The sequence below is a fragment of the Flavobacterium sp. genome (genome assembly GCF_043778725.1).
GTDB lineage: Bacteria > Bacteroidota > Bacteroidia > Flavobacteriales > Flavobacteriaceae > Flavobacterium.
In genome coordinates this window covers 68,485-82,200 of record NZ_JAYWFT010000108.1, presented here as the reverse complement: position 1 = coordinate 82,200, position 13,716 = coordinate 68,485, and the positions used below count along the sequence as shown (strand labels likewise).

The 13,716-nt window shown below is 30.8% G+C and carries 11 protein-coding genes; 1 reads left to right on the top strand and 10 read right to left on the bottom strand.

Annotation, left to right across the window (positions count from 1 at the left end; translation table 11 throughout):
• Positions 1-376: 376 nt before the first annotated feature.
• The 8 genes from asnB to ACH2CG_RS10440 form a co-directional block, all read right to left on the bottom strand.
• Positions 377-2,080, bottom strand: coding sequence for an asparagine synthase (glutamine-hydrolyzing) (asnB, locus tag ACH2CG_RS10475; protein WP_395064912.1), 1,704 nt, complete (start codon positions 2,078-2,080; stop codon positions 377-379).
• Positions 2,080-2,781 (bottom strand): cytidylyltransferase domain-containing protein, encoded by a 702-nt coding sequence (locus tag ACH2CG_RS10470; RefSeq protein WP_395064910.1) that lies wholly within the window; start codon positions 2,779-2,781, stop codon positions 2,080-2,082. Before ACH2CG_RS10470 ends, asnB begins: the two co-directional genes overlap by 1 nt.
• Positions 2,781-3,938 carry a UDP-N-acetylglucosamine 2-epimerase gene (neuC, locus tag ACH2CG_RS10465; RefSeq protein WP_395064908.1) on the bottom strand — a complete coding sequence of 386 codons (1,158 nt, stop codon included), beginning with the start codon at positions 3,936-3,938 and terminating at the stop codon, positions 2,781-2,783. Before neuC ends, ACH2CG_RS10470 begins: the two co-directional genes overlap by 1 nt.
• The gene (locus ACH2CG_RS10460) at positions 3,935-4,945 is read right to left on the bottom strand and encodes an N-acetylneuraminate synthase family protein (protein WP_395064906.1); all 1,011 of its coding nucleotides are present in this window, start codon (positions 4,943-4,945) and stop codon (positions 3,935-3,937) included. The genes neuC and ACH2CG_RS10460 overlap by 4 nt, the downstream gene beginning before the upstream one ends.
• A gap of 121 nt (positions 4,946-5,066) precedes the next feature.
• Positions 5,067-6,386: a hypothetical protein gene (locus tag ACH2CG_RS10455; protein WP_395064904.1), complete on the bottom strand. Its 1,320-nt coding sequence runs from the start codon at positions 6,384-6,386 to the stop codon at positions 5,067-5,069.
• A gap of 26 nt (positions 6,387-6,412) precedes the next feature.
• A complete protein-coding gene (gene wecB, locus ACH2CG_RS10450) occupies positions 6,413-7,528 on the bottom strand; it encodes a non-hydrolyzing UDP-N-acetylglucosamine 2-epimerase (RefSeq protein WP_395064902.1) in 1,116 nt (371 codons plus the stop codon).
• A gap of 12 nt (positions 7,529-7,540) precedes the next feature.
• Entirely contained in the window at positions 7,541-8,797 is a 1,257-nt protein-coding gene (locus ACH2CG_RS10445) for a polysaccharide ABC transporter ATP-binding protein (RefSeq protein WP_395064900.1), read from the bottom strand.
• Positions 8,797-9,666 carry an ABC transporter permease gene (locus ACH2CG_RS10440; protein WP_395064898.1) on the bottom strand — a complete coding sequence of 290 codons (870 nt, stop codon included), beginning with the start codon at positions 9,664-9,666 and terminating at the stop codon, positions 8,797-8,799. The genes ACH2CG_RS10445 and ACH2CG_RS10440 overlap by 1 nt, the downstream gene beginning before the upstream one ends.
• A 172-nt stretch (positions 9,667-9,838) precedes the next feature.
• Between ACH2CG_RS10440 and ACH2CG_RS10435 the strand changes: the two genes are divergently transcribed.
• Positions 9,839-10,537, top strand: a complete 699-nt coding sequence (locus ACH2CG_RS10435) for a tyrosine-protein phosphatase (protein WP_395064896.1) — start codon at positions 9,839-9,841, stop codon at positions 10,535-10,537.
• A 4-nt stretch (positions 10,538-10,541) separates the two neighbouring features.
• On the opposite strand, the gene ACH2CG_RS10430 is transcribed toward ACH2CG_RS10435, so the two are convergent.
• Together ACH2CG_RS10430 and ACH2CG_RS10425 are read right to left on the bottom strand one after the other, a co-directional pair.
• Positions 10,542-12,905: a polysaccharide biosynthesis tyrosine autokinase gene (locus tag ACH2CG_RS10430; protein WP_395064894.1), complete on the bottom strand. Its 2,364-nt coding sequence runs from the start codon at positions 12,903-12,905 to the stop codon at positions 10,542-10,544.
• 2 nt (positions 12,906-12,907) lie between these two features.
• Entirely contained in the window at positions 12,908-13,690 is a 783-nt protein-coding gene (locus ACH2CG_RS10425; protein ID WP_395064892.1) for a polysaccharide biosynthesis/export family protein, read from the bottom strand.
• Between the last annotated feature and the right edge of the window lie 26 nt (positions 13,691-13,716).

The window sequence follows — 13,716 nt, the reverse complement described above, 5'->3', positions numbered from 1 at the left end:
GGAGTTGCTGTTGAGACAGTTGACACTAGATTATTCTGCGCTGAAACAGTACTAATTATTCCAAAAGCAGTAATAATTGTAATTAAAAAAAGTTTATTTTGAATCATAACAATAAAAATTAAGAATTATATCTAATCAAAAGTAAGAATTTTTATAATACTTTAGAGTTAAAAATCAAATATTATAATGAATTAATTATTATCTTGAACATAGTCTCCTGAAAATATTTTGTTAAAATATAGCTTGTGAAGATTATTTTTAACTCTAATCCTTGCAAACTACAGAAAAAGAAGATGTATTTTAAAAAAATGAAGTTATGAAATGCTTAAATAAAATTATTAACACTACACATAGAGATTTTAAAAAAAACAGTTAATTATTCAACGGTGTTTATCCACTGCCATATATAGAAGCTATTGTCTTGATTTCCATTTAAGTATTCTTTCCAAATTTGGTTTACTTTCTTTTTATTTACAAAATCCAAATTAGAAAAAACTTCAATTTGATTGGTAAAATAATCTTTCAATTCGTTAGAAATCCATTCTCTTTGTGGTGTTTGTAAGGCACGTTTGGGCGCTAATGCTATGGATGATCCAAGTTTATTTTTTACTAAATCACGAAGCAACCATTTGGTTTGTCCATTTTGAAGTTTCATTTGGTTAGATTGGGCAAAGGCAAGTTCTACAAGTCTATAATCTAGAAATGGTTCGCGCAACTCGGTGCTGTGCATCATGCTAATACGATCATTGAAGCGCAAGGCACGTGGTATTTTAGTATAAAACAAATCACGGTATTGTAGGTTTTGCAATTGATTATCAAATGGAGTTGGGTAGTTTTCTTTTTGGGCAAATTTTGTAAATTCAACATCAATTGCTTCGGGTCTAACTGGGCTTGTGGTTGTACCTTGAATAATGCTATTGCTATTGTTGTGGTAATAATCATATCCTGCCCATGCTTCGTCCATTCCTTGTCCGTCAAGAATTACAACTATTCCTTTTTCTCTTGCTCTTTTAAACAACAAACTGTAAGCTAATGTGGGAAAACCACCAAAAGGTTCGTCTTGATAGTAACTAACTTCTTTAATTAATCTAGGTATTTCCTTATATTCTAAAAGTACTTTATTGAGTAAATAAGGTGTAGATTGCATCAATTTATTTACCCATGGTAATTCATCATAAGCATCATTATTAGAATAAAAAGTAAAGGCTTCAATTGATTTTTGTGAAGGTAATTGTTGGTGTACTAAACTTATTAATGTAGAAGAATCCAATCCGCCACTTACATTCATTCCTAGAGGAACATCAGCTCTAAAGCGTAATTGTATAGAATCTATTAAAAGTTGTTGGTAGTGTTGTTTTAATGTTGCTATTGGCTGTTGTGCTATTTGTACTATTCTTGCAGGAAAATCATACCATTGAAAAAAATTTATCTTTTCATGGTTAAGTTTTTCAGAAAAAACAAGTTCAAAAAAATGTCCTGCTTTTAGTTGGTGTATATTTTTCCAGAAGGTTTCATTGGGCAAACCATAGCTTCCAGAAACAAAATAATTGGCCCATACTTTGGTGTTTTTTTCTTTTTCAATTCCGGCTGCAAAAAGTGTTTTTATTTCACTTGCAAAATAAAATTGATTGTTTAAAAAAGTGTAATAAAATGGTTTAACTCCAAACCGATCTCTGGCAACAAACAATTTTTGGGTTTTTTTATTCCAAATAGCAATGCTAAACATGCCGTTGAGTTTGTGTAGCATTTTTTTTTCCCATTTAATAAATGCAGCTAATAAAACTTCGGTATCTGAACTGGTCTTGAATTGATAATCTAGTTTTAACTCTTGTTTAATTTCTAGATAATTATAAATTTCACCATTAAAAACAATACTATAATTGCCACAATTACTAATCATAGGTTGATTGGCAGTATCCGATAAATCTATTATACTCAATCTATTGTGTCCCAAAATAATGGGTTTATCAGTATAAATACTAACAGCATCTGGACCACGGTGTTTTTGAACATCGAGCATTTTTATCATTTGCTCTTTGTTGTAGTCATTATATCCTAAAATTCCTGCTATTCCGCACATTATATTTGAGATAAAATGGTTGGTAATAATTGTTGTGCTTTATTCCAATCCTCTATTGTGTCTATATTTACATACATACTTGGATTGCTTTCTATGTAACTTAAAGAATTACCATAGAAAGAACCCTTTTTTATAGTTTCAATTTTGGTTAAATAAATTGATCCGTCTCTATAAAAAGCTTTGGGCAAATCTTGTCTTCTTTTAATAATTTCTTTTTCGCCTGTTGCTATTTTCAATAAACCATCTTCATTAGATTTAAAAACCCAATGCGGATTTAACTCATGAGGCACTGCCAATACACTAACTAAAGCATCTGAATTACTGTTAATAAAACTTGAAATTGCTTTATCTATAAAACCTTTTTCTCTAAAAGGAGCTGTGGGTTGTAGCAAGCAAACGGCATCGAAAAACTCGCCATTATTTTCTAAAAAAGCTATGGCATGCATCACTACATCAATGCTAGATGCAGTATCATTAGCCAATTGTTGTGGTCTAATAAATGGTACATTGGCATTATAGTGAAGCGCTACATTGGCAATTTCTTGATAATCTGTTGAAACAATTGTTTTAGTAATTAATTTACTTTCTAACGCTTGCAGAATGGAATGGGCAATTAAAGGCTTATCGCCCAGAAGTTTTATGTTTTTTCCGGGAACACCTTTAGAACCTCCACGAGCAGGAATTATTGCTAAAATTTTCATTAATACATGATTGTTTTATGAAATTGAAGTGGTACTTGTTGTAGTAAATTGGCAATTTCTTCACCTGCATTTCCTCCGCCGTAAACAGATGAAGCAGCAGATTTTCCGTTTTCTCTAATTTTTATTACGGCTTCAATAATTTGGTTTTTATCATATTCAACGTCAATAACATTCGTACCTCTATCTCTTTTGTTTTGACGTGATCCAATATTAATAACTGGCACACCAAGATAGGCGCACTCTCTAATTCCTACACTAGAATTTCCTATCAATCCGATGGCATTGTTTAAAAGAACAAGAAAATCATCACCTTCCATATTTTTAAAAAAGTGTACATTTTTTATATTATTTTTTTCTCTAAAACTTCTTATTCCAGTAGAAGTACCATCTGCACCAGCATCGACATTGGGCCAAAACCACAATGTAGGAATATTTAATTCGTTAATTGCAGTAAGTGTTTCTTTTATATGTTTTCTAGAATCTTGATATTCTGTAGTTACAGGATGTTGCATTACTACCAAATAGCCGTTAGACAAATCTGGTTGAGCACCTACTCCACCATATTTTTGATAAGGATTAAAAGTAAGTCCATTATATTTTGCAATTTCGCTAGCAATATCAATAGAAGGACAACCGGTATTGAAAACAAATTGTGGATTTTCACCTAGTTTAATCACTCTTTCTTTGGCATTTTCTGAGGCTACAAAGTGATAATCTGCAAGTTTAGTAATTGCATGGCGTACTTTTTCATCAATATTACCTGTTACTTCGCCACCTTGAATGTGAGCCAAAGGAATGTTCATATAGGAAGCCGAAATTGCTGTTGCCATGGTTTCAAATCTATCTGCAACTGTTACCACTACATCTGGCTTGAGGTTGTCAAAAACTGTAGACAATTCTAAAATTCCAATTCCTGTAGTTTTAGCAGCAGCAGTAAGATTTTCTCCTTCAAGAACATTAAAAACTTTAGCATGAATTGTAAATCCGTCTTTTTCGATGTAATTTACCGCCGATCCATATCTATCCAACAATGCAGAAGCAGCAATAATTAATTGAAGTTCTAACTCTGGATGATTATTTATGGCTTTTAGTACGGTTTTTACGCGACTATAAGATGGTCTTGCAGTTATAACAACTGCTATTTTTCTTTTACTCATTGTAGGTCGTCTTCATTTAAAAAATCCCATTGATTTTTGTCAAAAATAAGCTTTTTACCAATAACAGTATTAAATTGTGAAGCATCAATTCCATATCCTTTTGGCTTTTTTGCTTCCAAATCTTCAAATGTTATAATGTGTCCTTTTGACAATGTTTTATTGATTGCTAATGATTTTTCGAAAATTTGTTTTAACGCTTTAAAACTGTCGTTATTATTTTTATCAATTGGGTTGTCTAATGCTTTTTTTATAGCGTTAACGGCTACAACTAATTTTTTAGTTTCGTCAATAGTAAGTGATGATTTAGTATCGGGACCAAACTGTCTTCTATCGAAAACGACATGAAATTCTAGAATCTCTGCGCCAAGAGTTGTTGCAGCAATACAGGTTTCTATGGTTGCCGAATGATCGGAAAAACCTACTACTACTTGATACCGTTCTTTTAATTCTTGAATCACATTTAGCCCAAAATGCTCTGGTAATGTAGGATAAGATGTGGTACATTGCAAAATAGCATAGCTCACTTTAAGTTCTTTAAGAAACGCAACGGTTTTATCTAACTCGGAATAACTACTCATTCCAGAAGAAAGAATAATTGGTTTTTTGGTTTTGGCAATTTTTTCTAAAATTAGAAAGTTGGTAACTTCGCCCGATCCAATTTTATATCTTTTTACTCCAATTTCTTCTAGCCAATCTACTGCTAAGTTACTAAAAGGAGAACACAAAAACTCTAAATTTACCAGGTCACAATGCTGTTTTATTTCTTTCCATTGATCAAGAGTAAAGCTCATGCGCTTCCAATAATCATATCGTGTTGCGTCTTCATAAGAAAATTTAACCCTAAAAGGCTCAAATTGACTGCTTTCGGCTTCGGGAATATGCATTTGAAACTTAATGGCATTTATACCTGTTAATGATAAAGCGTCTATATAGGAATGAATCATTCCTAAACTTCCATCATGAGCTTGGCCAATTTCGGCTATTATATATGGATTTGAATGCATCATTATGAATTAGTTAAATTGCTAAATTTACTACTTATATAAAGTATTTTTTTGTACTTCATTTTTATTAAAATCACCTAAATTTAAACTCCAAAAATAGTTTAAAAATTATAATTTTCTTCTTTTAAGGCCAATTATATCCTGTTGGAATTTTAGGTTGCAGCACCTTTATTTTTTCTTTCCATAAAAATCTATCATTGGCAAATTGAGCAATTTCTATGGTTGCCTTTGCTATATTTTTTTCAGAAATTTTGTGCATTACAGATTGTCTATTGATAGAAAATTGATCACACCAATTCTTACTTCTTAGCTTGGTTGTAATTTCTAAAAAAACAGTAAAAACAGAATCTTCAATATTTTGATATGCCGAAAAACCTCCATATTCAATAGTTACTTTATCCATAACCGAATTAGGATAGGTTATTGCAAAAATGGGTAATCCTAAAGAAATTGCCTCAATCAACTTTCCTTTTAATAAGTCTTGATGAAAAACAGAATCTACTATAAGCATACAATCTGCTTGGGCAGTTATCGTTAAAACCTCTTCTCTTGAAAGTTTAAAATGTATGGTTGCCGATGGAATATTATTCTTTATCCAAAGCAGTGAGTAATCGTCATATTGAGATAAAATAAAAGTGAATTCTACTTGACTAGCTTGAGTTGTATTACAAAATTTATTTAAATCTTTTCCAAACGATTCGGTAAAAGCACTTTTATAAAACGTTCCAGTATAAACAAATTTTAATTTTCTATCTGTGGGTTTATTTCCGTGGTATAGTTGCTCTTGTTGTCTCATCGCATGCGGAATAACAAAACATCTAGCGCTGTCTAAGCTGTATTTATCAATCATTATATTGGCCAATCGCTGTGAAGGAAATGTCCAACATTGAGCACTATCTATGGTTTTAAGAAGTACTTGCTCTTCATGCCTACTGTATTGGTCAGCATTTAAATCTAATGGATCATTGATGTTGACGATATAGGGAAATTTTTTTTTGGCGTAAGCTTCAAGAACAGGAATTACAGACAGCATAGGTAACACTCGTGCCCACACTATTACATTTTCTTTTTGGTTTATAATTTCAAGAATATTTTTTTTTTGGATGTCAATCAATCTTTTTTGATACCAAGTTAACAGATTATTTTTTTTGTGAAAAAATTTAAAAATCACATTACCAATACTGTATAAAAAACCATAAAAAGACTTTTTTTTAGCGAATGAAAAATCATATATAAATTTAAGTTTGGCACTTTCAATAGTCTTTAAAGTTGCGGATTTATTTTCTGTAAAAACATCTATGTTAGTGTTGGTAGAAAGTAAATAGGTAGCTGTTTCTTTTTGATTATCTAAGATGTCAAACCAATTTTTATTGACAATTCCTTCACTAGATTTAATGTAAGGATAAACGCTGTAGGCACAAACTATAATGGTATTTTTACTCAAACTTAAAATTTTTAATTTGTAGAATTTTATAAATTATTTTCTATGTACTCAATAATTTTTAGTGATGCATCACCTTTTCCATAGGGATTGAGAGTTGCATCAAGCTGGTATGGATTGTCTAATATGTTGTTGGCTTCGTTACAAATTAAATCATAATCTGTTCCAACTAGTTTGGCAAATCCTTTATCAATTCCTTCTTGTCTTTCGGAAGTTGATCTTGTAATTAGTGTAAATTTTGCTAAACTTGGTGCTTCTTCTTGAATTCCGCCAGAATCGGTTATTATTAAGTAACTTTCTTGCATAAGCCAAATCATCACTGGGTAATCTACCGGGTTTATTAAATGTATATTTTCATTAGCAGACAATAAATCATATACTGGTTTTTGCACATTAGGATTTAAATGCACTGGATATACTATTTGTACATCGTCTCTTTTAGAAATTTGAAGCAACGCATTACATAAATTTTGAAATCCATCACCAAAATTTTCTCTTCTGTGGCCTGTAACTAATATTATTTTTTTATTAAAATTAATTTTAGATTTAAGCACCTCAATAAGTGGATGTTTAAATCCGGTGGCTATTTTTTGTTTAGCCCATAATAGTGCATCTATAACCGTATTTCCGGTGATGATTATATTTCCTTCTGCTACTTTCTCTTGTACTAAATTTTGCTTTGCTAAAAGTGATGGTGCAAAATGGATGTCTGCCAATCGGCCTGTTATTTGTCTGTTTATTTCTTCTGGAAAAGGCGAATTTTTATTAAAAGTTCTAAGTCCTGCTTCAACATGACCAATTTTTATATTTCTATGAAAAGCTGCCAAAGCCACCATTGTAGAAGTTGTAGTATCGCCATGAACTAAAACCAAATTGGGTTTTTCAATTTCTAGAACCGCATCAACAGCGCTAATAATTCTTGAGCTTAAGTTGTTTAAACTTTGTTGAGGAAGCATTAAATCTAAGTCATAATCGGGTTTTATTTCGAAAAAATCTAAGATTTGGTCTAACATTTCTCTATGTTGTGCCGTTACACATACCTTAAACTTAATTTTGGTTTGCTTCAATGCTAGACAAAGAGGCGCCATCTTTATAGCTTCTGGTCGAGTACCAAAACAGATGAGAATATTAAAATTTGGATTCATTGTTGTTATTGTTTACAAAACTTCCCAAGTATTTGGAGTATAAATATTACCAAAACGTTCTTTTCTAACGTGTCTAACATAACCTGTATAGGGAACATTTACAATTTCAAAAGAAAAAACATCGCTAAAAACTTGGTTTATTGTATCTGATATTTGTACATCTACACTATAAGTTCCTTGCACTAAAGACAATCCATTGATAAGGTAACAATTTACAAAAATATCGCCTTCTTTAGGAACAAGTACAACCGAGTTAAGCCATGTTGACATTGAAGTAATTACAACTCCATATACATCTTTTATAAAAAATTCTACTTGTATTTGAGTTGGTATAAACTCTTTATAATTAAAACCAACTTGAAAAATTACTGGTTGAAATGCTTGAACGATTCCAATTTCTTTATTTTGAGAAAGAATTTTAACGGTTTTGAGTTCAAGATTTTTAAACTTGGTTATTACAGTTTGCGAATTAAAGTCGATGCTTAAATAGTCTTCCACAGCTTCTTCTACAGGCAACACAGTTCCTATCATACCGTTACTCATCACGACACCTTTGTTGCAAAGCTTGTTTACTGCCGACATGTTATGACTAACAAAAAGCACCGTTCTTCCTTGTCCTTTACTGATATCGCTCATTTTTCCGATACATTTTTTTTGAAAATCGGCATCACCCACAGCAAGAACTTCATCTACAATTAAAATTTCACTTTCTAAATGTGCGGCAACTGCAAATGCTAATCTTACATACATACCCGACGAATAGCGTTTTACTGGTGTATCTATATAACGTTCAACACCCGAAAAATCTATTATTTCGTCCAATTTTCTAGTAATTTCTTTGCGCTGCATTCCTAAAATTGCACCATTCAAGAAAATGTTTTCGCGTCCTGATAACTCTGGATGAAAACCTGTACCAACTTCTAGTAAACTTGCTATTCTACCTTTAACTTTAATTTGTCCCGATGTTGGACTAGTGACTCTAGACAACAACTTTAACAGAGTACTTTTACCAGCTCCGTTTTTTCCTATTATACCAATTGCATCACCTTGATTAACTTCAAAATTGATGTCTTTTAATGACCAAACAATATTGCTTTCGCCTTTTATACTTCTATCATTAGTTTCACCTATTTTAAGAAAAGGATCTTCTTTACCTAAAATTTTTGTTTGCCAAAACCTGTCAATATCACGAGATAAAGTGCTAGACCCAATTTGTCCAATTTGATAGGCCTTTGATAAATTTTCAACTTTTATTACTGTTTCAGTCATTATATTGTATCAACAAAGTTTTTTTCGGTTTTATTAAAAATAATTATTCCAAAGAATAAAATAATTATTGTAAATAGAGTAGAATATCCTAAACTCCACAATGTAAATTCTCCTTTTCCTAAAAAAGCATATCTAAATGCTTCTATAATTCCTGTCATTGGATTGCAATTTACTAATGTTCCATATCCTTTTTCTTTGGCATAACTTAACGGATAAATTACTGTTGTAGCATACATTAACAATTGCACACCAAAGGTAACTAGAAAGGTTAAATCGCGATATTTTGTAGTCATTGCTGTAATTATCAATCCCAATCCTAAACCAAGTAATGCCATTAAAATTACTAAAAAAGGGAACAACAACAAGCCATAAGTGATTGTAAAAGTTGTGCCTGGAATGGGAAAAAAATAAAAATAAATCATCGTTAATAGCATCAAAATTAATTGAACACCAAACCGTACTAAATTACTAACCACAATACTTAAAGGCATTATCAATCTTGGAAAATATACCTTACCAAAAATATTGGCATTATCTTTAAATACAGTGCTAGTCTTGGTTAAACAATCTGAAAAATAATTCCAAGAAGTAATTCCGGTTAAATAAAAAAGATATTTGGGCAAACCATCAGTGCTTATTCCTGCTAGATTACCAAATACAAATGAAAACACTATTGTAGTAAATATGGGTTGAATAAAAAACCATAAAGGACCAAGAATTGTTTGCTTATAAAAACTCACAAAATCTCTTTTTACAAACATTACAAGTAAGTCTCTATAATGCCAAAGGTCTTTAAAATTAACATCAAATAGTGTTGAATGTCCTTTTATTACTAAATCCCAATCTTCTGAATCTTCAAGTTTATGCATTTATTTTAAATAATCTGTTTGTTTTAAACTATAGAAATGTAGCTAACAAATATAGTAATTTGAATATATTAAAAATTAGATTTTTTATCTTTTAATTAATATTTGTTACTTTGCAAAAAATAAAACCTACAAATTGTTTTTCTTTAAAAAAAATACAGTCATTTTAAAAGATATGATTCCTAGTAATTATATTGACATTCACTCCCATCTTCTTCCAGGAATTGATGATGGCTCGCCCAATATAGTTACTACTTTCTCGTTAATAAATGAACTAAAAAGCATTGGTTTCAATTCGTTTATTACAACACCACACGTTATGAATCATGTATGGCAAAACACTAAATCTAGTATTGAAACAACTCATAGAGATACTTCTAAAGCATTATTGGATAGCGGCATAGAGAACAAACTAGACGTTGCTGCCGAATATATGCTGGATGATAATTTTAGAAAACTTTTTAAACGTGAAAAATTATTGTGCTTAAAAGACAATTATGTGTTAATTGAAATGTCCTACTTGAGTGCACCGCTAGATTTATATACTATCTTATTTGATTTGCAAGTTGCTGGCTATATTCCGGTATTGGCGCATCCAGAACGCTATGCTTTTTACCACGAAAATCTTGAGGAGTATAAAAAGCTGAAGCATGCTGGTTGTTTATTTCAATTAAATTTACTTTCCTGTGTGGGATATTATGGAAGTCAAGTATCAAAAACTGCCGATTATTTATTAAAAAATAACCTAATCAACTTTGTCGGGTCTGATGTGCATCACAAGAAACATATAGCTTCTTTTAATAAAAAAATTGTTCTAAAAAGCGTTGATTCCTTGAAGGATGCTTTTCAGAACAATTTGTTCTTTAAACTTTAATTTTTTAATTTCTTTTAGAAAAGTTTTTCATTTTGTCGATAAAGCTTGGTTCGACTTCTTCAACACCATAGCCATAACCGTAGCCGTAGCCATAACCATATCCGTAGCCTTTTTTGGTATCGGTATCGTTCAAAATTACTGACATGTTAGGCAATTTATTTTGTTGATATAAAGTCTCTGCAAATCTTAACATTCTTTTGTCTAAGTAGTTAGCTCTCATAACATATACAAATGAATCTGCATTTTTAGCAATTAAAAAAGTATCGGTAACGACACTTACTGGCGCAGTATCTACAACTATATAATCATATTGTTTTTTTAACTCGTCGAACAATGTGTTTAATTTATCGTTCATCAATAATTCTACCGGATTTGGAGGAATTGCACCCGATGGAAGTGCATAAAAATTATTAAAATCTTTAACTTTAATTATATAATCATTGATATCATCATTAGATTTAGAAAGATAATTGGTCAATCCTTTGGACGGCAATTGAATGTATTGGTCCAACTTGGGGTTACGAATATCCAAACCTATAATTAATACTTTTTTTCCAGAAAGAGCAATTGTTGTGGCTAAATTAACGGCACAAAAAGTTTTTCCTTCTTTAGGAATTGAGGAGGTAACAAAAATAGTTTTACATTTATCTTCGGCAACATGCGCTAGCATAAACTCAAGATTTGTTCTTATCATTCTAATTGCCTCAGCAGAGCTAGAACGACTGTTAGATTTTATAATCTCTTCGTTCGACTCTGACCTTGGTAAATCTCCTAGAAAAGGTATAGAGATTTTACCTTCTATATCTTGTCTATTTTTAATTTTTGTATCAAAGAATTCTTTTAGAAAAATAATTGAAAAAGGAATTAATATTCCTATGATAAGTGCTATTATATAAAACAAGTTTCTGTTGGGCGATATCGGACCTGTAATATAAGAAGAATCGATAACTTTAGCTTTGGGCGAAGTAACGGCAAGAGAAATAGCTGTTTCTTCTCTTTTTTGCAATAGGTAAAGAAACAAGGCTTCTTTAATGCCTTTTTGTCTAGAAATAGCGTTATAAATGCGCTCGTGAGTTGGCACTTGTCCTACTTTACCATCAAAAATTCCTTTTTGATTTACTAATTGATTTTTATTGATAAGTAAATCATTTTCTCTACTTTTTAAACTTTCAATAATGTTCAATTTTAATGCTGTCAATCTTGAATCAATATTTTGAATTTTAGGATTCATTCCTGTTGCTGTAATGGATAATTTTTTTCTTTCTAAAATTAAATTATTATAAAGTTCAATATATCCAGAAGAAGTTTCGGTAGATTTAATAACATTTGTTGGAATTAGCTCGTCTAGTTTAACCTTTTTTACTTCACTAGTCATGTAATCGCCAACCTTTAATTGTGTTTCAATTTCAATTAAAGATTTGTCATAATCTTCAGCTTTATTTAAGTTAATCTCGGCATCACTTTCAAGATTTGTTAATCTATTTTTCTTTTTGTAAGCTTCGGCTTCACCTTCAACTCCTCCAAGTTCACTAGATATTATTTCTAATCTTTTATCTATAAAATCTTTGGTATTATTGGCGATAAGATTTCTATCTGTAATGGCGTCATTATTGTATTGTTTAATCAATGCATCAAGAAAGTCAACACCTCTTTTTGCAATAATATCACTCATTGTAAGATTTACAATGTTTGTTTTTTCTTGTGTTATTGGAACAACTTTAGAACTAAAATTTAAAGCTCTACTTTCTAAATTGTGCTTTACAACTTGAATATCAGGAATATCAACTTTAAAAACATCTGCGCTAAAAAGGACAATAAAAGGACCAATTGAAGAGCTAATTTTTTGTCCAAATTTATACAGTAATTTATTGTTTTTATTGGAGTCCATTAAATAAAAACTGTTGTTATCTCTTACACTTACAATAAATGAAGTGTCTTTTTCATAATAACGTTCGTCTTTATTGTAGAAAACAACTTTAACTGGTGCTGTGTTATAAAGTTCCCTGTACACGACACGACCTTCACTAAAATAGGAAATTTCAAGATCTAATTCTTTAACAACGTTTTGAGATAGATTTCTTGATTTAATAATTGCAATTTCATTTTCGACATTGCTTTTTCCCGAAAAAATATTTAAATCACTAAAGGCAGATAATTCACTTGTACCTCCTTTTTTCTCGTCTTTTATAAGTATTGACGAGTAAACTCCGTATTGAGGTATGTAATATCTTAAATAAACATTAGCAGCAATTAGTGCTAATACAATACTTAAAAGGAACCATTTCCAGTGGTTTATGTACTTAAAAATTTGCTCTTTAAGATCAAACTCTTGCCCTGTATCTATTGAGGATTGTAATTCTTTTTGCATAATTATTTAGTTAACAACACCAAGACGGTTATTGACAAGCTTACTAGTGATACTATTACACCAAAATTGCTACCCACGGCGGCAGAATCAATTTTAGATTTTCTTGGTTCTACATAAATAACATCATTTTGATCTAGATAGTAAAAAGGAGAATTTACAAAATCGGCTTTGGTAATATCTATTCTATTAAAAGTCTTAACACCTTGAAAATCTCTTATTAATAGTATATTTTCACGTTTACCAAATATTGTTAAATCGCCAGCTTTTGCCAATGCATCTAATAATGTTACGCGTTGGCTGTCAAATGTTACTATTCCTGGAGTGGCTACTTCGCCCATTACAGAAATTTTAAAATTTATAATTCTAATATTGACAACTGCATCGGTAACAAAAAGGGATACTTTTTGTCTTATAAGTTCTTTTAAATCGGTTATTTTGTAGCCAGAAACTTTTATTTTTCCAATAACAGGAAAAGTTATATTACCATAATTATCAACAAGGTACGTTTGTTTTTGCATTATAAAACCACCCGAATAATTAGCGTTACTGGTATTCTCATCATTTCCTGGAGTTTCTAGATTAAATGGTGTTGCTGCTCCGGGTTCAAATGAAGATACATTTATATAAAGCATATCATCGTTTTGGACCAATGGTTCATAATTAGCATCTGCATCGTTCTTTGCTGATTCTTGATTTCCTTGTAAGTAAACTATTTTCTTGCTAGAGATGCAAGAATTTAATGAAAATAAAAAAATTAAAGAAAAAAAGAGGACGTATTTTTTCATGAAACAAGTGTATAAGTTTGGCACAA